Genomic DNA, 20,407 nt, shown 5'->3' with positions numbered 1-20,407 from the left:
TTTTTCGAATGCCGCGAGAGAGAGAAGCATGTCGCTAAGTTACAATCGTCATAAAAGGCTCGTTGAAATCATCCAGGCGAATGGCGAAGTGCGCATCCGAGATTTGATGCAGCGGTTCAATATTTCAGAAGAGACTGCGCGGCGGGATATCAAACGGCTCGAGCAGGATGGCTTGGTCGCACGGGTCCATGGTGGCGCGGTCGCAACGCAACAGCCAAAGCTGCTGGCCATCTCATCGCGAGCTGTTTCCGAGCGCGCGGAAAAAAGCACCATCGCTGAGATCGCCCTGGGTCTTCTGAAGCCCGGTCAGAATCTCTTCTTCGGGGGCGGCAGCACCATTCTGTCGTTGGCCAGCCGCATATCGGCCCTCCCGGAAATGCGCGTCGTCACCAACATGGTCGATACTGCCATCGCCGCGGCCGAAGGCTATCGGCATCGCGTTGTCATGCTGGGGGGCGATTTCAATGTCGATTTCCGGACCGTAACCGGATTCACCGCCTTGCGTACACTCCGCGAACAGCAGATCGACATCGCATTTATCGGCGTCAATGCGGTGCATCCGAATGGCGTCTTCGACCATGAACAGGTCGGACAGGAGCTTGCTGCGACGCTCTGCGAGCAAGCACGGAAAATTGTCGTTCTCGCCGATCACAGCAAATTCGGCTTGTCGGCGCGCTACCGCATCCTGCCCCATTCGGCGATTACCGCGATCATCACTGACCGGAGGCCTGCATCGGACATGCTGGACAAGATCGAAGCCGCCGGTGTTGAAGTTCTATATCCGCAAAACCGTCACAACCCCGCACTGGTCTCTACTTGATCCTCTGCTTTCAGCCCGCACGGCTGCCCCAACCGTGAAACATTTTTTTCCATTTATTTCAATAACCAACACAATCCGTCTCAAACCTGCAAAAAACCGTCACATAACCGCGCTATGTCTCATCCCGTCTCGGGAGCGGATTTCATTCGCTCCGATTGTCATCCCGACTGAAAGAGAGGGGATTTTGATATGCAAACGACACGTCGCAGATTTCTCGGCATGAGCGCCATGGCGGCTGGCGCAATAGCATTGCCGAACACGATCATGGCGGCAGCCGGCCGGCGGCCGAACCTCAATATTGCCGTTCAGGACCTGCGCACAATTCTGGAACCGGTGGACGGCTCCTCCATCGCCAACGTTTCCTGGCGGGTGCAATACAGCGTTTTCGATCAGCTTTTACGGACCGACTACAACGACAATTTTCGCCTGAATTTCGCGCTCGCGACATCATTGAAGCAAATCGACGCCACGATCCATGAGATCAGGTTGCGCGACAATGTGAAGTTTCATGACGGGTCCACAATGACGGCGGATGACGTTGTCTTCTCGCTCGGGCCGGATCGACTGCGCGGCGAAAAAGCGCCGGGCGCGGCCGTGTTTGCCAACTTCCTCTCCTCGCTTGCCGATGTGCAGAAGATCAATGATCGCACTGTCCGTTTGATCACCAGGACAGAGGATCCGGTCTTCGCCCAGCGGCTCGGCGCCTGGGGCACGCAGATCATCAGCGCCAGGGCACGGGCTGGCGCCAGCAGCTATGACGCCTGGGCGGCGAAGCCGATCGGCACCGGCCCTTACAAGATCGGCGAGGTCCGCAATGGCGACGAGATCACGCTGGTGGCGCACGACGAATATTGGGGAGGCCAGCCGCCATTTGCCTCGATCCGCTTCAAGCGGCTGCCGGAAATCGCCGCGCGCATCGCCGGACTGAAGTCGGGCGATTACGATATCGTCACAGACATCACTCCGGACCACATTGCCGAAATTGAGGGTGTCAACGGCCTCTCGATTGTTGGTGGCGAAGCCATGTGGTTCCGCTTTCTCACATTTGCTCCGCTCAGGACTCCCATCCTGAAAGATGTCGATCTGCGTCGCGCGCTCGCTCTCGCTATCGATCGCGGTGCGCTGGCGGACGGCCTCTGGGACGGCCGGGCGAAAGCGCTGACCAGCTGGCAGCTACCGATCTTCGGCGAGATCAACGACCCCAACCGCAAGGGAGTGTCCTATGATCCGGCGCAGGTCAAGGAACTGCTCGCCAAGTCATCCTACAGGGGCGAGGAAATCCCTTACCCTTCCGTCGGCACCTATTATCCGATGCAGCTCGCCGAGAACCAGGCGCTTGTCGAGATGTGGAAGGCTGCCGGGATCAACGTCAAGCTGATCATGTGTGAGAACTGGACGCAGGTCGGCGACATTGGCGGCATCAATGACACGTCCGGCGGCGCCTTCTACGCCGATCCCGTTTCCATGCTGTGGCAGATTATCGGTCCGACCAATGACCTCCAGTCGACAGGTGGCTGGACCAATGCCGAGTTCAACCGGCTCGGTCACAAGCTTGAAACGACGACCGATCTCGCCAAGCGCCAGGCGGCCTTCAAACGGATGCAGGACATTGTCGAGATCGAGGACCCTTGCATCACGCCGCTGCATTCCATGCCCTTCATCTATGGGCAGAAGGCGGATGTCAGCTGGCAGCCCAACCCGTTACCGCAAATGTATCTCGGCCCGAAGATGCCGCCTGAGCCGGTGGCCTGAGTTCCATGCTGCACAAGTCCTTCCAGAACAGCGCGGGCGCCGCGCTGTTGCCGGCCCATGACATCGGGGCTTCCGCCACCAAACCTGCCATAAGCATTGCTGGCTTGAGGGTGGCGTTCGGCGATGTGCCTGTGCTGCACGGTGTCGATCTCGCTGTGAACAAAGGCGAGGCCTTGGGTATCGTTGGCGAATCCGGCTGCGGCAAGTCCGTGACTTGGCGGGCGGTTCTTGGCCTGCTGCCGAAATCCGCCGAGATCGGGGGCGAGGCCAGGATTGGTGATCTCGATCTTGTGGGCGCACGACAATCCGTTTTGGATCGGGTGCGCGGCGGACGCATCGCCATGATCTTCCAGGATCCGGCCAGCGCGCTGAACCCGGTGCATCGCATCGGCGCGCAGATCACCGAAGCGCTTCGCCTGCACCGTGGCCTCAGCGGTGCCGCCGCCCGTGCCCAGGCCTGCCGCCTGCTCGACCAGGTCGGGATAGCCGCTGCGGCAAGCAGGCTCAACGCGTACCCCCACGAACTGTCGGGCGGCCAGAACCAGCGGGTGATGATTGCCATCGCGCTCGCCGGCCGGCCCGAACTGCTGATCGCCGATGAGCCAACGACCGCGCTCGACGCTACCGTGCAGGCGCAGATCCTGCTGCTGCTCAAAGATATTCAACGCGACACAGGCATGGCGCTGGTCATGATCAGCCATGATCTCGCCGCGGTGGCTGCCGTCTGTGACCGGGCATGCGTCATGTATGCGGGCCAGATCGTCGAAACGGCACCGAAACACACGCTTCTGACCGCGCCGGAGCACCCCTATACACGCGACCTGATCGGTGCCATTCCGCCCTCGCACGGTCCGCGCATGCGGTTGACCGCCATTGCCGGCGCGCCGCCACAACGCAATCTGCCGCCGGGATGCGCCTATGCGCCACGCTGCCGGCACGCGATCGCGGTATGTCGCACGAGCCGACCGGAACCGCGGCAGGTCGCCGCGCGGCATTCGGTGCGTTGCCTTCGTTTGGACGCCGGCACGTATCAATGACCCTGCTGCGTCTCAACAACCTCACCCGTCGCTTTCCGCTCGGCTCGCCACTCTACGGACCGCGGAAATATCTTGTAGCAGTCGATGGCGTGTCGCTGGATGTCGAGATGGGCCGGACGACCGGCATTGTCGGCGAATCCGGATGCGGCAAGTCCACCACCGGCCGTATTGCGCTCGGTCTGGAGCCGCCGGACAGCGGAGGTGTGCTGTTTCAGGGTTTGCCGCTGCCGCGCATCGACAGCAACAGGTGGCGCGCGCAGCGGCGCCAGATGCAGCTGGTCTTTCAGGACACCTTGGCAGCGCTTGATCGCCGAATGACTGTCAGCGCTCTCATCGCCGAGCCGCTGGCGATTCACGGGATTGGCGATCCGGCAAGCCGCAAGCAACGTGTGGCCGAGCTTCTCCACGGCGTCGGCCTCGGCGAAGACCATGGCGTGCTCTATCCGCATCAGCTTTCCGGCGGCCAGCGCCAACGCGTCGTGCTTGCCCGGGCGCTCGCGCCAAAACCCTCGCTTCTGGTTTGCGATGAGCCGGTCTCGGCGCTCGACGTGTCCGTCCAGGCGCAAATCGTCAATCTGCTCATGGATCTTCAGCAGGAGCTCGGGCTCGGCCTCTTGTTCATCAGCCATGACTTGCGGGTCGTTCGCCATGTCAGCGACCGGATCGTCGTCATGTATCTTGGCCGCGTCGTCGAGCAGGGGCGCGCCGACGCCATTATCGATCAACCCGCCCATCCCTATACGCAGGCGCTCGTCTCGGCCATGCCGAGGCTTCCGGGCGGATTCGATCATTATGTGGCGTTGCCAGGCGAACCGCCAAGCCCCACCGATCGGCCGAGCGGATGCCCGTTTCATCCACGCTGTCCACTTGCGCGCGATGTCTGCCGCCAGAGCCTGCCCGAACTCCTGCCGCTAGGATCGGAACGGCAGGTCGCCTGCCATTTGGTGAGGCATTGATGAGTGCTGTGTTTCGTTTCGCCGGCCCCAAGATCCTGCGTGCCGGCCTGTCGATCCTGGTCGTGGTGACCTTTACATTCGTGGTGCTGCGGGCCTCTGGAGACCCGGCGCTGCAGATACTCGGTCCCAGCGCCCGCGCCCCGGATCTTGAGGCGTTTCGCCGGCATTGGGGGCTCGATCAGCCTCTGTATGTGCAATATGTTCGCTATGTCCTGGCGGCACTTCACTGCGATTTCGGGAATTCCATGCTAGCTGGAAAACCGGCCCTGCAGCTTGTGTTCGAGCGCGTGCCCCTGACATTGGCGCTGATGCTGCCCGCACTGGCGCTCACGATGCTGATCGGCATTCCGGTCGGCGCCTACGCCGCCATGCATCGCGACACCTGGGTCGACCGATCGGTGATGATGCTGACCGTGTTCGGCTTCACCGTGCCAAGCTTCGTGCTCGGGCTATTGCTGATCCTGATCTTTTCCGTGACGCTCGGCCTGTTCCCGTCCGGCGGCGCGGACCGGCCGGAAAGCTTCGTGCTGCCGGTGCTCACGCTTGGTCTGGGCGGGGCGGCCATTATCGCGCGCTTCACGCGTAGCGCCATGATCGAAGTTCTGTCGCAGCTCTACATCGTGGCGGCCAGCGCCAAGGGCGTGACGTGGCGGCAGGTGGTTCGCCACCATGCCTTTCCGAATGCGATCATTCCTGTGCTGACGCTGTTCGGTCTGATGCTCGGCGGGCAGGTCGCGGGTGCCGTACTGGTAGAAAGCGTCTTCGGCTGGCCCGGCATCGGCCAATTGCTGGTGGTTTCGGTTGCGAACCGTGATCTCGCCGTGGTGCAGGTCATCCTCCTTCTCGTGGCGCTGACCATGACATCGGCCAACCTGCTGATGGACCTGCTTTATGGCGTGTTCGATCCGCGCCTGCGTGGAACAAACTCAGGATCGCAATGAAAACGGCAACTGTAAAAACCAACCGTCCGCCGCCTCGCACGGTGGACCTGCCGACACTCCTTGCTGTGGGCTGGGTTCTCCTCATGCTCTTCACGGCGCTCGCCGCGCCGCTGATCGCTCCTTATGAGATCACTTCTATCGACCTGCGCCATCGCCTGACGCCGCCCGTCGGTTTTGGCGGAACGATGCTACATGTCCTGGGAACCGACGATTTGGGCCGTGACGTGGCCTCGCGTCTTTTCTACTCGATCCGCACCAGCTTGCTGGTCGCCTTCGGCGCCACTGCGATCAGCGTGTTGGTCGGTACCGGGATTGGCTTCATCGCCGCGTATTTCCGCGGGCTCGTCGAGCATGCCCTGCTGCTAATGATCGACGTACAGGCTTCGCTACCATTTCTAATCGTGGCGCTGGCAATGCTCGCCTGTTTCGGTAATTCGCTGACGCTGTTCGTCGCCCTGATGGGACTTTATGGCTGGGAGCGGAATGCGCGGCTGGCACGAGGACTGGCGATCACCGCCAGCGCGCAGGGCTATGCGAGCGCAACGCGCCAGCTCGGCGCCCATCCGCTGCGTGTCTATCTGCGGCATATCCTGCCCAACAGTTCGGCGACGCTTCTCGTGGCGGCGACGGTGACCTTTCCGGAAATCGTCCTGGTGGAAAGCGGACTGTCCTTCCTCGGCCTCGGCGTCCAGCCGCCTATGACCAGTCTGGGTGTCATGGTCGCGGCGGGCCGCGAGTATATCACCCGCGCCTCCTGGATGCTGCTCGCTCCAAGCCTTGTCATTGTCATGACGGCCGTTGCCGTTAGCGTCCTCGGCGATTGGTTGCGCGATAAGCTCGACCCGACCCTCAAATAACGGTTTCCCAATGCAAAGGAAGCTGATCTCCATACTTGTCGACGGCTGCGCTCTTGCACGGAACGGGGTGCCGAACCTTCGCCCGCGGCCGGTATCGACGTAACCGGAATACAGCATATGGATCTCGTCGCGGGCCCGCGTCAGGCCAACATAGAACAGCCGTCGGCTTTCGCGTCGCGCCGCCGGCTGCTCGTTGCGCCACGGCAAACCGCCCAGATCGAGTCCCACCATGATCACGACATCATCTTCGCAGCCCTTTGCCGAGTGCGGCGTCAACAGATTAAGATGGAGAGGCGACGCGTCGCGTCCACCGAGGCTCGCCAGATCCAGGTCGGCGAGCGGCTCGCCGACAGCGAGCGCCGCCGACATGCGCACCACCTGTTCGCGTTGATCGGCGAGGCTTGGCTCTGCCGCCATCAGCGCATCGAGCATTCCCGGCCGCAGCGCGCCGATTGGCGAAGTTTGTAATTTTGACCCGCGAAATTCGCACGGCGCCGTCCCCCCAGTTTTTTCTATTCGCGGACGCAGTTGGCTCGCTCGGCGATATCGGCACATCGCGCCATCAGCGCTTCGAAAGGCTCCGCGTCTTCCAGAAGAAGCCCGTCGTCGACCATGCGGGCGTAGTCCTCTTCAAGCGCCTTCAGACCATCGCCTGCGGGCACAAGCCGCAGACCGCCGTTGACAGCCGCCGCGTAATCGATGGGCGTTCGATCGGGCGCTTTCTCGGCGAAGAACATGGTCTTGTGGCGCGCCACTGCGTTCGCCAGATCGCGATCAGCAAAGGCGGACGCGGTAAAACCGGTTTCGTCCAACCGCGCGACATCGTGCCAGTGACGAGCAAAGCGATCGCCGCGCAGGCGCTCCTGCAGGCAGAAGACATGGATGGCCGTCGCCTTCTCCCAGAAGGTCCGCTCCGCATGCATCACGCGTGGACGAGCCGTGGGAAAGGTCACGCCCTCGATCAGGCCAGACGCGTCGCAGGCGATGTCGCGCAAGCTCGCCGGTTCGCCCGTCGATCGTGCTCCGAATTCGAGCATCACGCTCGGCGCCACATAGCCGGAGCCAGCCGTCGCGGCTTCGTAATCGATGAACAGCTTCTCGCCCTCGACGCGGATGGCGGCCGCCAACGCTTCAGCCGCGAGCGCATCTGCGATGATCGGCTGAACGCTTCCTTCAACCCAATTGGGCAGGCGCTTGCGCACCTCGCTGGACCAGCGTTTTTCCTCGCTACGGGTCTCCGGCAACGCTTCGCCGTCGTCGCCCACCAAGTCGGGTGCAATCGCCCGGATGTCGTATGTTAGGTGTAGAGTAGGTGGCGAGCGCGGTACCGCCTTGCAGCGGTCCGTTTCTCACCACCCCTCGCAGAACCGGACGTGCACCTTTCGTTATGCATCCGGCTCGCCAGAAGACGTGGCGAAGTTTGGCGTTCCCATCCACGCCAGACGAAACCGGCAGACGGGAGTCCACGCGAGCATATACTGCTCGACGGACCCATCACGCCACAGTCTCACCGTCGGACGGCGACTGCTGCGTTGTCGGCCTTTTGCGATTTCGCTCGCGTTGGCGTTTGGGCGAACTTTCCGCTGCCAGCGCCAGAGCCGATCCCCGGTGTACCAGTCGAGGCTGGTGAACACGTTGCTGGCTCCGTAGCAGAAACGGAAGTAATTCGCCCATCCGCGCAGGATGGGATTAAGCTCCTGAAGCTTTGCGCCAAGGGTGCCTCTCGCGCTGGTGCGCCCGGTACACTCCTTGACTTTGTGACGGAGATCGAGGGACTTGGTCTTCGGGATTTGTACGCGTGCACAATATCCGTAGCGCCCGTCCCATTCCATGACGAAGCGGAATCCGAGGAACGCGAACCCGTCCGTCATTGCTGTGATCTTCGTCTTTTCCGGTGACAGCTCGAGGCCTGTCGTCTCCTGCAGGTATTTTGCCAGCCCGGATTTCTCCGCAATAGCCTCTTCCTGCGTACCGGAGACCAGCACCACAAAGTCGTCCGCATAGCGTACGGGGAAACACACGCAGTGCCCTGCTTTGCGATCCCACAGACGTCTACCCGATGCCGCCGAGAGTATCGATTGTCGTGAAGACCTCCCCGTCGGATCAGGATGCACCCACCGTTTATATCTCTCCTCAATCGCGCTAAGCGCAATGTTGGCGAGCAGCGGTGATATGATCCCACCCTGCGGGGTTCCGGCTTCCGTGCGGAAGAATTGCTCCTCCGTCAGCACGCCGGCTTTCAGGAACTGCCCGACCAACCGTACCACCCGCTGGTCGGCGACGCGTTTGCGTAGCCGTTCCATCAGATAGTGGTGGTTGATGTTGTCAAAGCAGCCCTTGATGTCTCCCTCGATAACCCAAGGATATGGCATCCCGTGCCTCCGGGTATCCCCGCCGCGTTTGTGCGACTGAGCAGCCCGGCGGATATGCTCCAAGGCGCCGTGCGTGCTCCGTCCGGGCCTGAACCCATAGGAAACATGCCAGAATTGCGCCTCGAAGATTGGCTCCAGAAGTGCTTTGACCGCGCTTTGTACGACGCGGTCCTTGACCGTGGGAATGCCCAAGGGCCGGAATTGCCCCGGTTTACCGGCTTTGGGAATGATCTTGCGTCTCGCCGGACTCGGCCGATATGCGCCGGAGCGCAGTTCGTCCTGAATCCCGGCAAGGAAGCGTAGCTCTCCTTTCTTCCGGATGCGTCCCACGGCCATCCCGTCTACCCCGGCTGTGCGCCCGCCTTTGTTGGTGGACACACGACGCCAAGCGTGACGAAGCATGCGCGAGTCTGTCAGCCAGCCCCACATGTCCCGCCACTGGTCGTCGGGATTCGCCTTACTCCACTGATACAGTTTGCGCTGAACGCCGAGTACCCAAGCTTTATCAGCCTGATGATCCGTGTCCACAGATCACTCCTCCGTCATGCCAACCGATCATCTTCCTGCCTCCCTTCGCCATGTGTCCGGCTTTCCCGGACCCGGACTACTACGGAGGCTCCGCCCTTGAACGCGCCCGTCTCCGGTCGTCGCGGCTAGCCCGGTTCCTGCCGGGCAGACGGTTCAAGTTCCCGTGTTCCGATTTTCAACCTTCGTGCCTGTAGGTGGTGCGCTATACCCCTGGCGATACGGAGAGTGGGCTGAAGGAACTCGCCCACTCCGAGCGCGTATTTCTCGCACCCCTCAGCAGGGAACATTGAGCCCTGCCATGTCTGATCGCGCTGTTTGTCTCCCCCGCCATCACGCTTGGGAAACTTCTCGGATATTCAGAGGCTTCTATCACGCACTTCGTTGTCTCACCGTGAGCACTGCGGTAGCCCGGCCCAGAAGTGATGGCTTCCGTCCGGTACAGTTCAGACCGATCTGCTTATGGCACCGAACCGGCGACACCCGGTCCAGCTTTTCGGTCCCCTTCCTTTCGTTGTTCCGACGAAAGGGACGGCATTACAGCCGTCGGTCGAAAATCAGCAAAGCTAGGAAAGGTTCTAACTATGTCATACTACCCTCCCGCGCCGTCACGGCGCACCGACGTCCTCGGAAAACCGCTGGATAACCTGATAGGCTTTGGACAGCGACGTGCCGCCCTTGAACACCAGATGTTCGCCGAGCGCCGAGCCGTAAAGGTGGCGAGCGCCCAGACCACCCACACGTCCTTCTCGAGGAGATGCGCCGGCCGGCCGGACCGATCGGCCGCGACGCCGAGCGCCTCCCGCCGATCCTCGATCGGGAGGTGGAGAAAGAGATCAGCCATGTGCGGCCTTGCCTACGCTGCGCGCCAGCCAGGTCGGAAGCTGCGGCGCTACCGCGACCAGCTCGCTGAAGGCGCCCGGCGGGAGTTTCCGCTTCAGTGTCTGGAGGGCGGCCTCAGCCTTCTCCGGCCCAAGCCAAGCCAACGCTCGCACCGCCTCGCCAGCGGGCCTATGCGCCATGGCAAGCTGCCAACGAGGCGCGTGGCGAAGCTCGACGACCTGCTTGCCGAGGCTCATCTTCCGGGTGCGGCCGGAAGTCAGATAGACCGACCGGACCGGCACCTGTGTCGTGAGACCGAGGGTGTTGGCGGCAGCGGCCCCACTCGGGACGATGGTCTCCCCGCGCTGGCTGGCAAGCGCCTCGACCGCTTGCTCCACGGAGGGAGCCCGGGTGCCGAACCTGCTCGTGACCGGAAGGAGATAGACGCCGCGACCCGCCCGGATCAACTGCGTCCGCTCGGCTAGACGCGACAATGCCTGATCCACCGCGGCGCGATTCCCGAGGTGAAGCAAGCTCTTAGCTGCGACCGGCGTGCCCTCTGGCAGCCCTTTCGCGTGCGCAAGAATCTGTTCGGTCAACCGTTGCATGGATGCTCCTGTCAGAAATGTATGCGATTTTCTGACAGTTCTCAAGGCGGGCAGCGACGGGCAGCTGCACGCGGAACCCGTCCAGCAGGCGTTGTGGTCAATCATCGCCGCGCGAATCGACCAATCCCTGTTTCGCGCCGTTCTCCGAACGAGCCTCGCCCGTCCTGGGGCCGACGCCCTCTGGTCGGCGCCGAGATATTTCTCTTGTCAGCGCAAGAACTCGACGCTGGTCAAAAAGTACCGTCGCGTAACATATATCGCGCGTCCCCCACCGATGCCATTCAACCGAAAGAGAGCACTGCCCGGACTGCCTGCACCTTGATCAAACCAAGTATTCTGGTTATATTACTGGAAATGAGAAATGAAGACTGTCTTTCTATTTAGATCTGTATGTTCCTTCTTGTTGTAGTTATGATGTATGTCGAATGTATTATGTATGTGTGTTGTAGTCGGAGGCAGCTATGAGCAGCTCGCAAAAACGCGCCATTCAAAACTATCGATCTCGCCTCAGCGAGCGCGGCTTGGCGCGCTTCGAGGTGCTTGGCCGCGATGCCGATCGCGACCTCATTCGATCTTTGGCTCGCCGCCTGGCCGAAGATGGACCGGATGCCTCTAGCCTGCGCGCTGCTGTCAGCCAGACCATCGCCGGCGAGCCACCCAAGCTTGTCGGGATTCTCGCCGCATTGCGTCGTTCGCCGCTCGTGGGAGCTGACCTCGATCTTTCCCGCCCCCATGAAGAGGGGCGGAAGATCGACCTGTGACACGCTACCTCCTCGATACCAACATCATCAGCGATGTCGTCAAATCGCAGCCTTCGGAATCGCTCCTGGCATGGATGTCGAGACAGCGTGACGAGGATCGTTCATCGCTTCGCTGACCGTTGCGGAAATTCTTCGCAGGGTTCTGGAGAAGCCGCGCGGGAAAAAACGCGACGCACTCGACAACTGGTTCTCTGGGCCTGAGGGGCCGCAGGCGCTGTTTGCGGGCCGCATCCTCTCGTTCGACGACAAGGCAGGGCTGATCTGGGCGCGGCTGATGGCAGGAGGAAAACTGGCCGGCAAGCCGCGCAGCGGGCTCGAAGGCAAGATGGCTGAAACTCAGATAGAGTGGACAGAATCCACTTGGAACGCTCGCGGATTTGGCTGATCCCCGCTCCTTCAGCGCGCCAAATCCAGCGGGACGAGCTCCCAGATGATCTACAGCCAAGGGAGGGTCTTCTCGAGCTCGGCGATCTTCTCGCTGTAGATGGCGATCTGCTGGAGGTAGAGACGACCAACGTCGCGGACGATCGGCTGGATGAGGCCTTCCTCGTCTTCGATTGCATCCGCAAGGCGCTTCACGTGGGCCGGGCCGTGTGGGGCGACGACCCCGTGCTCGGCTTGGCCGCGCAGGGCGTTTATCAGCCGCGTGCGCTGGCGCACACCAAGAGGTCGCGCGCGGAAGATCATCGACCGCGCCTCTTGCTCCTCGGTTTTGACAGTCACGAAGCGCATTGTCGCCCTGAGGGCCGCTTCCGCGTGCCGCTTTGCAAAGGACTTCACATAGAGCGGCGGCAGGAGCCGGACGGTATGCCCGAGCCCGCCGATCGTACGCCCCCAGTCGTGGGCCGTCGCGCTTCCATCGCCACCGTGCACCGGGGCTGTCCGGCGAGAAACGGCAGCAACTGCGCGCGACAGCTTCTTGCGAAAGACAACCTTCCCGTCGCTAGCCGCGCCGTGAACCTGGAAAGACCCGCTTTGCGAGATCGATTCCAATGATGGTAACTTCCATGGATGCCGTTTGGTCGATTCTGGCAATCACCAAACTGGCACATTGCGATGGCGTCGGGAGGGGGTATCTACTCCATCAGATTTTGACAACTAGCTTCTTTCCGGGCTCCGCAGCCGACGTCTCACTCAACGCTATCCGACATCTCCTGTCGCCTTTGTCAGGGCCGCGACACAAGTTTATTTAGCCAATTTAATATTTTTGCCAAATGTTAAACGGCTGAAAAGCAATCATAAAATTTCTTCTTCGATCCAGTCGGCCAATTTGGCACGAGTTTTGAAACGATCGGTGCGAGGCGGCGGGATCTGCCGACCGGCATTGAAGTCGCGGTAACCGCTATGGATGGAAAGAAGGAAGGAAGCAACATGTCAGGTCTGCGTCAGATCGCATTCTACGGAAAGGGGGGCATCGGCAAGTCCACCACCTCTCAAAATACGCTAGCCGCCCTGGTCGACCTCGGACAGAAAATCCTGATCGTCGGCTGCGACCCCAAAGCCGACTCCACCCGGCTGATCCTGAACGCAAAGGCGCAGGATACCGTTCTGCATCTCGCCGCCCAAGAAGGTTCTGTGGAAGACCTTGAACTCCAGGACGTGCTCAAGATCGGCTACAAAGACATCAAGTGCGTGGAGTCCGGCGGCCCCGAGCCGGGTGTCGGCTGCGCCGGCCGTGGCGTCATCACCTCGATCAACTTCCTCGAGGAAAACGGCGCCTATGACAATGTCGACTATGTCTCCTACGACGTGCTGGGCGACGTGGTGTGCGGCGGCTTTGCGATGCCGATCCGCGAAAACAAGGCCCAGGAAATCTACATCGTCATGTCCGGCGAGATGATGGCGCTCTATGCCGCCAACAACATCGCCAAGGGTATCCTGAAATACGCCCATTCGGGCGGCGTGCGGCTCGGCGGGCTGATCTGCAACGAGCGCCAGACCGACCGCGAGCTCGACCTCTCCGAGGCGCTGGCCGCCAGGCTCAATTCCAAGCTCATCCACTTCGTGCCGCGCGACAACATCGTCCAGCACGCCGAACTGAGGAAGATGACGGTAATCCAATATGCGCCGGACTCCAAACAGGCAGGGGAGTACCGCGCGTTGGCCGAGAAGATCCATGTCAATTCGGGCCAGGGCACCATCCCGACCCCAATCACCATGGAGGAGCTCGAGGACATGCTGCTCGACTTCGGCATCATGAAGACGGACGAGCAGATGCTTGCCGAGCTTCAGGCCAAGGAAGCGAAATTGGCCGTCGCTCAGTAATCGCCGCTACCGACAGGGGGCGCAGACCGTGACCTGACGCCCCTTTCTACGAAACAAGGCCTCGTCGGCGAGGCGTTACCCGAACCTTGAAAGGGGCAGGTCCCATGGGCCTCGACTATGAGAATGACGGCGCCTTGCATGCGAAGCTTATCGAAGACGTGCTGTCCCAATATCCAGACAAGGCGGCGAAGCGTCGCAAGAAGCACCTCAGTGTCGCAACGAGCAAGGACGAGGCCGGAGGGGAGGACAAGGGCCTTTCCGAATGCGACGTCAAATCGAACATCAAATCCATTCCGGGCGTGATGACAATCCGCGGCTGCGCCTATGCCGGCTCCAAGGGCGTGGTGTGGGGTCCGGTCAAGGATATGGTCCACATCTCGCACGGGCCGGTCGGCTGTGGGCAATATTCCTGGTCGCAACGCCGCAACTATTACGTCGGCACGACGGGCATCGACACATTCGTGACAATGCAGTTCACCTCCGACTTCCAGGAGAAGGACATCGTTTTCGGCGGCGACAAGAAGCTGGAAAAGATCATCGACGAGGTCGAGGACTTGTTTCCGCTCAGTGGGGGCATCTCGGTGCAGTCCGAATGCCCGATCGGCCTGATCGGGGACGATATCGAGGCAGTGTCGCGCAAGAAGGCCAAGGAGCACGAAAAGACGATTGTACCGGTGCGCTGCGAAGGTTTCCGCGGCGTTTCACAATCGCTCGGCCACCACATTGCCAATGATGCGATCCGCGATTGGGTCTTCGACAAGGACGATGTCGCGTTCGAGTCCGGCCCTTACGACGTCAACGTCGTTGGCGACTACAACATTGGCGGCGATGCCTGGGCTTCGCGAATCCTGCTTGAGGAGATTGGACTTCGGGTGGTCGGCAACTGGTCGGGCGACGCCACGCTCGCCGAGATAGAGCGCGCGCCCAAGGCCAAGCTCAATTTGATCCACTGCTACCGGTCGATGAACTACATCTGCCGGCACATGGAGGAAAAGTACGGCATCGCCTGGATGGAATACAATTTCTTCGGCCCCTCCCAGATCGAGGCCTCCTTGCGCAACATCGCCAAACACTTCGGCCCGGAAATCGAGGAGAAGACCGAAAAGGTCATCGCCAAGTACCGGCCCTTGGTCGATGCCGTCATCGCCAAGTACCAACCGCGCCTCGAAGGCAGGACGGTGATGCTCTATGTCGGCGGCCTGCGCCCCCGTCACGTCATCACTGCCTACGAAGACCTCGGTATGGTGATCGTTGGCACCGGCTACGAATTCGCCCACAACGACGACTATCAGCGCACCGGCCATTACGTGAAGAGTGGCACGCTCGTCTATGACGACGTCACCGGTTATGAGCTGGAGAAGTTCATCGAAGGCATCCGCCCGGATCTCGTTGGCTCCGGTATCAAGGAGAAGTACCCGGTACAGAAGATGGGCATCCCGTTCCGCCAGATGCACTCCTGGGACTATTCCGGCCCGTATCACGGCTATGACGGCTTCGCCATTTTCGCCCGCGACATGGATCTGGCCATCAACAACCCGGTCTGGGATCTCTACCGCGCGCCGTGGAAAAAGATGAAGGACGCGCCGCCGACGGCGGTCGCCGCCGAATGAGGACTGGCCTGCCTCCCTGGCAGGGAGGCCGATAAATGCTTGGGGCGCGCTCGATCCACGCGGGATGCCCTTTAACGCTTTGATGTCTCTGTGCTGCCGCTTGCCGCAGCCAGATGGAAAAGGTGACCACCATGCCGCAATCGGCCGAAAAAGTTCTCGACCATGCTCCCCTGTTCCGCGAGCCGGAATACAGACAAATGCTTGCCGACAAGAAACTGAATTTCGAATGTCCGCACCCTGATCAGATCGTCACCGATCAAGGCGAATTGACCAAGACTTGGGAATACCGCGAAAAGAACCTCGCTCGCGAGGCGCTTGTCATAAACCCCGCCAAGGCCTGCCAGCCGCTCGGTGCGGTGTTCGCGGCCGCGGGCTTCGAGCGCACCATGTCTTTCGTCCACGGTAGCCAGGGCTGCGTTGCCTACTACCGCTCGCATCTGTCGCGACATTTCAAAGAGCCTTCGTCAGCGGTTTCCTCCTCGATGACCGAGGACGCGGCAGTGTTTGGCGGCCTGAAGAACATGGTCGACGGACTCGCCAATACCTACAAGCTCTACGACCCCAAGATGATCGCCGTCTCGACCACCTGCATGGCTGAAGTCATTGGCGACGACCTGCGGAGCTTCATCGAGAACGCCAAGAACGAAGGCTCGGTCCCGAGCGACTTCGACGTGCCTTTCGCGCATACGCCTGCCTTCGTCGGCAGCCATATCGATGGCTATGACGGCATGGTGAAGGGCGTGCTGGAGCATTTCTGGAAGGGCAGCGAGCGCTCGCAAGCCGCTGGGACCATCAACATCATTCCAGGCTTCGACGGATTCTGCGTCGGAAACAACCGAGAACTCAAGCGCCTCCTCGACCTGATGGGTGTCACTTATACCGTCATTCAAGACGCCTCAGACCAGTTCGACACGCCGTCTGACGGCGAATACCGCATGTATGACGGTGGCACGAAGATCGAAGACTTGAAAGGCGCACTCAACGCGGAGGCGACACTGTCGCTGCAGCATTACAACACCCGCAAGACGCTGGAATATTGCGACGAGGTCGGGCAAGCGACGGCATCCTTCCACTATCCGCTGGGTGTCCAGGCGACCGACGAATTCCTGATGAAGGTCTCGGCGATTTCCGGCCAGGAGATCCCCGAGACAATCCGGATGGAGCGCGGCCGACTGGTTGACGCCATGGCGGACAGCCAGTCATGGCTGCACGGCAAGAAGTACGCAATCTATGGGGATCCGGACTTCGTCTACGCCACGGCCCGCTTCGTCATGGAGACCGGTGGCGAGCCGACACATTGCCTCGCGACCAACGGGACATCGGCCTGGGAGGCCGAGATGAAGGAATTGCTTGCATCCTCGTCCTTCGGCCAGGATGCCCAGATCTGGGCGGGCAAGGATCTCTGGGCGATGCGTTCGCTGCTGTTTACAGAGCCGGTGGACCTGCTGATCGGCAATTCCTATGGCAAGTATCTGGAGCGCGACACCGGCACGCCGCTGATCCGGCTGATGTTTCCAATCTTCGACCGGCACCATCACCATCGCTTTCCCCTCATGGGCTACCAGGGTGGATTACGCGTGCTGACGACGATCCTCGACAAGATATTCGACAAGCTCGATCGCGAGACGAGCGAAACAGGCGTGACGGACTATTCCTATGACCTCACCCGCTAAGCCCGTGCCGGCCTTTCGCCGAGGCCGCCCATGCCCAATGGACTTCGGAGACTGACGCAATGACCTCGCTCAGTGCCAAGATCCAGGACGTTTTCGACGAGCCCGCCTGCGATACCAACCGCGGCAAGGATGCCAAGGCGCGCAAGGAGGGCTGCTCGAAGCCGCTGACCCCCGGGGCGTCAGCCGGCGGCTGCGCCTTTGACGGCGCCAAGATCGTCCTGCAGCCGATCACCGACGTTGCGCACCTGGTCCATGCGCCGCTCGCCTGCGAGGGCAATTCCTGGGACAACAGAGGCGCAGCTTCGTCCGGGCCAACCCTGTGGCGGACAAGCTTCACAACAGACCTCACCGAACTCGACATCGTGATGGGGCAGGGCGAGCGGAAGCTATTCAAGGCGATCCGCGAGATCAAGGAAACATATGCGCCGCCGGCAGTCTTCGTCTATTCGACCTGCGTGACGGCGCTGATCGGCGACGACATCGAGGCCGTGTGCAAACGCGCGGCCGAAAAATTCGGACTGGCCGTGGTGCCGATCAATGCGCCGGGCCTGGCCGGCTCCAAGAACCTCGGCAACAAACTCGCCGCCGAAGCGTTGCTCGATCATGTCATCGGCACGGTGGAACCCGACGACGCCGGGCCCTACGACATCAACATCCTTGGCGAATTCAACCTCTCCGGCGAATTCTGGCTGGTCAAGCCGCTGCTTGATCGGCTTGGCATCCGGGTGCGCGCTTGCATACCGGGCGATGCGCGTTACATCGACGTTGCATCCGCGCACCGCGCCCGGGCGGCTATGATGGTGTGCTCGAGCGCACTGATCAATCTGGCCCGCAAGATGGAGGAGCGCTGGGACATCCCGTACTTCGAGGGCTCTTTCTACGGCATAACCGATACCTCGGAAGCACTTCGCAACATTGCTGAGCTGCTGGTGAGGAAGGGCGCCGATGCGGAGATCCTCGATCGCACGGAGACGCTGATTGCTGAGCAGGAGGCGATTGCGTGGAAGAACCTCGAGGCCTACCGCCGGCGGCTTCAAGGCAAGCGCGTGCTGCTCAACACGGGCGGTGTGAAGTCCTGGTCGGTCGTCCACGCGCTGATGGAGATCGGCATGGAGATCGTCGGCACCTCGGTCAAGAAATCCACAGTCGAAGACAAGGAGCGGATCAAACGGATCCTCAAGGACGAAAACCACATGTTCGAGCAGATGGCAGCGCGCGATCTTTACGCCATGCTCTCAAAACAGAAGGCCGACATCATGCTGTCGGGCGGGCGCACGCAATTCATCGCGCTGAAGGCCAAGACACCCTGGCTCGATATCAACCAGGAGCGCCAACATCCTTATGCCGGCTATGATGGCATGGTGGAACTTGTCCGGCAGATCGACCTCGCCATTCATAACCCGATCTGGGGCCAGGTGCGGGAGTCGGCGCCGTGGGATTGCCAGCCTGACTTGGAGGACGATCTGGCGAGCACGAAGAACGGGACCGCGACTGTGAACGCCTTCAATGAATTCGCCGGCGCGACGGCTCACCGCTTCGGCGACCGGTGAGGAAATCCGATGGTTCGCATCCTTCGCAATACCAAATCAGCGGCGGTCAACCCGCTGAAGTCGTCACAGCCGCTGGGTGCCGCCTTCGCCTTTCTTGGAGTCGACGGCGCGATGCCCCTGTTCCACGGCAGCCAAGGCTGCACCAGCTTCGCGCTGGTGCTCTTCGTGCGCCATTTCAAGGAAGCAATCCCCTTGCAGACAACGGCTCTGGACGAGGTGGCAACCATACTCGGCGGAGCGGACCATCTGGAAGAGGCGATCCTCAACCTCAAAACCCGCACCAAGCCAAAGCTGATAGGCGTGTGCACGACCGCGCTGGTGGAGACCCGTGGCGAAGATTGCGCGAGTGATATCGCCAACGTCAAGCTGAAGCATGCTGAAGAGCTCGCGGGTACGGAGGTTGTGCTGGCCAACACGCCTGATTTTGGCGGCGCTATCGAAGAAGGCTGGGCCAAGGCTGTCGCGGCGATGATCGAAGGGATTACACGCTCGGGCGCACGGACCCGGCAGCCGAAGAAGATCGCGATCCTGCCCGGATGCAACCTCACTGTCGCTGACGTCGAGCATTTGCGTGACATGGTTGAAAGTTTTGGTCTCAGGCCGGTTATTCTTCCGGACGTCTCCGGCTCACTCGACGGCACGGTTCCTGACCGCTGGGTAACCACTACCTATGGCGGCACCAGCGTCGAGGAAATCCGCGAGCTTGGCACGGCCGCGCAATGCATCGTCATCGGCGAGCACATGCGCCACCCGGCGAAAACGCTGCACGGGTTGACCGGCGTGCCTTACGCGGTGTTCCAGTCGCTGACCGGATTAATGGCCGTCGACCGGTTCGTCTCGCTGCTATCGGCGGTTTCGGGCGCGGCGGTGCCGGACCGGGTTCGCCGTCACCGGGCGCAATTGGAGGATGCATTGCTCGACGGACATTTCCATTTCGGAGGCAAGAGAATTGCGATCGCTGCGGAACCAGACCAACTCTATCAACTCGCAACCTTCTTCACCGGCATGGGCTGCGACATCGCGGCGGCGGTCACGACGACCGACATGTCGAAGATTCTGCAAAAAGTACCGGCGGACTGGGTTCAGATCGGCGATCTCGGCGATTTGGAAGTTCTTGCAGCGGGCGCGGATCTTCTCGTTACGCATTCCCACGGTCGCCAGGCGTCGCGACGCCTTGGCATTCCGCTCATGCGCGTCGGCTTCCCGATCTTCGACCGGCTCGGCAGCCAGCACAAGCTCGCGATCCTCTATCGGGGGACGCGCGACCTGATCTTCGATGTTGCCAACATCTTCCAGGCCAATCAGCGCGCGCCGACGCCTGAGGCGCTTGATCCATTCCGGAAACGAGAAATGCCAGATGAGCTCCGTTCGTCGCCTCTCACTCGTCACTGACGAGGTTCACGCACCAATGCCGGAACGACGAGTAGGCGCATTGCGCGTAGCCATCGCCACGCAAGACATGAAGAATCTCAATGCTCATTTCGGGTCGGCCAAGCGCTTTGCTGTCTACGACGTGACGCGCGAGGAGTGGCATCTCGTGGAAGCCGTGGCCTTCGATGACGTTTCCGATGAGAGCGGGAAGCGTCGGACCGAGGGCGATGACCGCGTCACGCCGAAGGTGGAGGCGCTGAAGGGCTGCCATCTGCTGTTTTGTCTGGCCATCGGCGGGCCTTCGGCAGCCAAGGTTATTTCGGCAAAAATCCATCCAATCAAGGTGCCGCAGCCACAAACCATCCAAGAGGTGCTGTTGCGCACGCAGACGATGCTGAGGACATGTCCTCCGCCCTGGCTGCGCAAGGTGCTGGCCGAAGCTGGTGTCGCCGAAAAGAAACCCTCCTTCGAGGACGAGGACTAAAAC

15 protein-coding genes and 5 pseudogenes are annotated in these 20,407 nt (G+C 61.1%); 14 read left to right on the top strand and 6 right to left on the bottom strand.

Annotated features, from left to right (window positions below; genetic code table 11):
• Window positions 1–28 precede the first annotated feature (28 nt).
• From JN279_RS37030 to JN279_RS37005, 6 genes are all read left to right on the top strand, one after another.
• Window positions 29–820 (top strand): DeoR/GlpR family DNA-binding transcription regulator, encoded by a 792-nt coding sequence (locus JN279_RS37030; RefSeq protein WP_096453625.1) that lies wholly within the window; start codon window positions 29–31, stop codon window positions 818–820.
• A gap of 189 nt (window positions 821–1,009) precedes the next feature.
• A complete protein-coding gene (locus JN279_RS37025) occupies window positions 1,010–2,572 on the top strand; it encodes an ABC transporter substrate-binding protein (protein WP_202351630.1) in 1,563 nt (520 codons plus the stop codon).
• 5 nt (window positions 2,573–2,577) lie between these two features.
• The gene (locus tag JN279_RS37020; RefSeq protein ID WP_010913598.1) at window positions 2,578–3,609 is read left to right on the top strand and encodes an ABC transporter ATP-binding protein; all 1,032 of its coding nucleotides are present in this window, start codon (window positions 2,578–2,580) and stop codon (window positions 3,607–3,609) included.
• Window positions 3,606–4,565 (top strand): ABC transporter ATP-binding protein, encoded by a 960-nt coding sequence (locus JN279_RS37015; protein ID WP_010913599.1) that lies wholly within the window; start codon window positions 3,606–3,608, stop codon window positions 4,563–4,565. The genes JN279_RS37020 and JN279_RS37015 overlap by 4 nt, the downstream gene beginning before the upstream one ends.
• Window positions 4,565–5,506 (top strand): ABC transporter permease, encoded by a 942-nt coding sequence (locus JN279_RS37010; protein WP_202351629.1) that lies wholly within the window; start codon window positions 4,565–4,567, stop codon window positions 5,504–5,506. The genes JN279_RS37015 and JN279_RS37010 overlap by 1 nt, the downstream gene beginning before the upstream one ends.
• Window positions 5,503–6,363, top strand: a complete 861-nt coding sequence (locus JN279_RS37005) for an ABC transporter permease (RefSeq protein WP_202351628.1) — start codon at window positions 5,503–5,505, stop codon at window positions 6,361–6,363. The genes JN279_RS37010 and JN279_RS37005 overlap by 4 nt, the downstream gene beginning before the upstream one ends.
• 165 nt (window positions 6,364–6,528) lie before the next feature.
• Here JN279_RS37005 and JN279_RS38615 read toward each other — a convergent pair.
• The 5 genes and pseudogenes from JN279_RS38615 to JN279_RS36980 form a co-directional block, all read right to left on the bottom strand.
• Window positions 6,529–6,594, bottom strand: a pseudogene (locus tag JN279_RS38615) (3'-5' exonuclease); the annotation flags it as partial.
• Window positions 6,595–6,875: 281 nt separating this feature from the next.
• Window positions 6,876–7,667 (bottom strand): annotated as a pseudogene (locus JN279_RS36995) (nucleotidyl transferase AbiEii/AbiGii toxin family protein); the annotation flags it as partial.
• Between the two features lie 81 nt (window positions 7,668–7,748).
• Window positions 7,749–9,263, bottom strand: coding sequence for a group II intron reverse transcriptase/maturase (ltrA, locus tag JN279_RS36990; protein WP_202351627.1), 1,515 nt, complete (start codon window positions 9,261–9,263; stop codon window positions 7,749–7,751).
• Between the two features lie 617 nt (window positions 9,264–9,880).
• Window positions 9,881–10,104: pseudogene (locus tag JN279_RS36985) on the bottom strand (nucleotidyl transferase AbiEii/AbiGii toxin family protein); the annotation flags it as partial.
• The gene (locus JN279_RS36980) at window positions 10,097–10,690 is read right to left on the bottom strand and encodes a DUF6088 family protein (RefSeq protein WP_202351626.1); all 594 of its coding nucleotides are present in this window, start codon (window positions 10,688–10,690) and stop codon (window positions 10,097–10,099) included. The pseudogene JN279_RS36985 and the gene JN279_RS36980, both read right to left, overlap by 8 nt.
• Before the next feature lie 461 nt (window positions 10,691–11,151).
• Here JN279_RS36980 and JN279_RS36975 point away from each other — a divergent pair, with 461 nt between their 5' ends.
• Together JN279_RS36975 and JN279_RS38610 are read left to right on the top strand one after the other, a co-directional pair.
• Window positions 11,152–11,451 carry a hypothetical protein gene (locus JN279_RS36975; protein WP_202324357.1) on the top strand — a complete coding sequence of 100 codons (300 nt, stop codon included), beginning with the start codon at window positions 11,152–11,154 and terminating at the stop codon, window positions 11,449–11,451.
• Window positions 11,448–11,770: pseudogene (locus JN279_RS38610) on the top strand (VapC toxin family PIN domain ribonuclease); the annotation flags it as partial. The gene JN279_RS36975 and the pseudogene JN279_RS38610, both read left to right, overlap by 4 nt.
• 134 nt (window positions 11,771–11,904) lie before the next feature.
• Here JN279_RS38610 and JN279_RS36970 read toward each other — a convergent pair.
• Window positions 11,905–12,460 (bottom strand): annotated as a pseudogene (locus JN279_RS36970) (IS110 family transposase); the annotation flags it as partial.
• A 362-nt stretch (window positions 12,461–12,822) separates the two neighbouring features.
• On the opposite strand from JN279_RS36970, the gene nifH reads away from it, so the two are divergent.
• From nifH to nifX, 6 genes are all read left to right on the top strand, one after another.
• Complete coding sequence (gene nifH, locus JN279_RS36965; protein WP_006331760.1) at window positions 12,823–13,716, top strand: nitrogenase iron protein; 894 nt, start codon at window positions 12,823–12,825, stop codon at window positions 13,714–13,716.
• Between the two features lie 104 nt (window positions 13,717–13,820).
• A complete protein-coding gene (gene nifD / locus JN279_RS36960; RefSeq protein ID WP_202351624.1) occupies window positions 13,821–15,326 on the top strand; it encodes a nitrogenase molybdenum-iron protein alpha chain in 1,506 nt (501 codons plus the stop codon).
• A 131-nt stretch (window positions 15,327–15,457) separates the two neighbouring features.
• A complete protein-coding gene (nifK, locus tag JN279_RS36955; protein WP_202351623.1) occupies window positions 15,458–16,999 on the top strand; it encodes a nitrogenase molybdenum-iron protein subunit beta in 1,542 nt (513 codons plus the stop codon).
• Between the two features lie 59 nt (window positions 17,000–17,058).
• Window positions 17,059–18,549, top strand: a complete 1,491-nt coding sequence (nifE, locus tag JN279_RS36950) for a nitrogenase iron-molybdenum cofactor biosynthesis protein NifE (RefSeq protein ID WP_202351622.1) — start codon at window positions 17,059–17,061, stop codon at window positions 18,547–18,549.
• A gap of 9 nt (window positions 18,550–18,558) precedes the next feature.
• Window positions 18,559–19,941 carry a nitrogenase iron-molybdenum cofactor biosynthesis protein NifN gene (gene nifN, locus JN279_RS36945; protein ID WP_202351621.1) on the top strand — a complete coding sequence of 461 codons (1,383 nt, stop codon included), beginning with the start codon at window positions 18,559–18,561 and terminating at the stop codon, window positions 19,939–19,941.
• Window positions 19,907–20,404 (top strand): nitrogen fixation protein NifX, encoded by a 498-nt coding sequence (nifX, locus tag JN279_RS36940; RefSeq protein WP_109671388.1) that lies wholly within the window; start codon window positions 19,907–19,909, stop codon window positions 20,402–20,404. Before nifN ends, nifX begins: the two co-directional genes overlap by 35 nt.
• Window positions 20,405–20,407 lie beyond the last annotated feature (3 nt).

This window comes from Mesorhizobium sp. 113-1-2 (genome assembly GCF_016756475.1).
GTDB classification, from domain to species: domain Bacteria; phylum Pseudomonadota; class Alphaproteobacteria; order Rhizobiales; family Rhizobiaceae; genus Mesorhizobium; species Mesorhizobium loti_C.
The sequence above is the reverse complement of the archived record's forward strand: the minus strand, read 5'-3'. Positions and strand labels throughout refer to the sequence as shown.

Excerpts from the sequence above, each read along its gene's own strand:
- JN279_RS37030 (WP_096453625.1), top strand. The coding sequence starts at position 29 with ATGTCGCTAAGTTACAATCGTCATAAAAGGCTCGTTGAAATCATCCAG.
- JN279_RS37025 (WP_202351630.1), top strand. The coding sequence starts at position 1,010 with ATGCAAACGACACGTCGCAGATTTCTCGGCATGAGCGCCATGGCGGCT.
- JN279_RS37020 (WP_010913598.1), top strand. The coding sequence starts at position 2,578 with ATGCTGCACAAGTCCTTCCAGAACAGCGCGGGCGCCGCGCTGTTGCCG.
- JN279_RS37015 (WP_010913599.1), top strand. The coding sequence starts at position 3,606 with ATGACCCTGCTGCGTCTCAACAACCTCACCCGTCGCTTTCCGCTCGGC.
- JN279_RS37010 (WP_202351629.1), top strand. The coding sequence starts at position 4,565 with ATGAGTGCTGTGTTTCGTTTCGCCGGCCCCAAGATCCTGCGTGCCGGC.
- JN279_RS37005 (WP_202351628.1), top strand. The coding sequence starts at position 5,503 with ATGAAAACGGCAACTGTAAAAACCAACCGTCCGCCGCCTCGCACGGTG.
- JN279_RS36980 (WP_202351626.1), bottom strand. The coding sequence starts at position 10,690 with ATGCAACGGTTGACCGAACAGATTCTTGCGCACGCGAAAGGGCTGCCA.
- JN279_RS36975 (WP_202324357.1), top strand. The coding sequence starts at position 11,152 with ATGAGCAGCTCGCAAAAACGCGCCATTCAAAACTATCGATCTCGCCTC.
- nifH (WP_006331760.1), top strand. The coding sequence starts at position 12,823 with ATGTCAGGTCTGCGTCAGATCGCATTCTACGGAAAGGGGGGCATCGGC.
- nifD (WP_202351624.1), top strand. The coding sequence starts at position 13,821 with ATGGGCCTCGACTATGAGAATGACGGCGCCTTGCATGCGAAGCTTATC.
- nifK (WP_202351623.1), top strand. The coding sequence starts at position 15,458 with ATGCCGCAATCGGCCGAAAAAGTTCTCGACCATGCTCCCCTGTTCCGC.
- nifE (WP_202351622.1), top strand. The coding sequence starts at position 17,059 with ATGACCTCGCTCAGTGCCAAGATCCAGGACGTTTTCGACGAGCCCGCC.
- nifN (WP_202351621.1), top strand. The coding sequence starts at position 18,559 with ATGGTTCGCATCCTTCGCAATACCAAATCAGCGGCGGTCAACCCGCTG.
- nifX (WP_109671388.1), top strand. The coding sequence starts at position 19,907 with ATGAGCTCCGTTCGTCGCCTCTCACTCGTCACTGACGAGGTTCACGCA.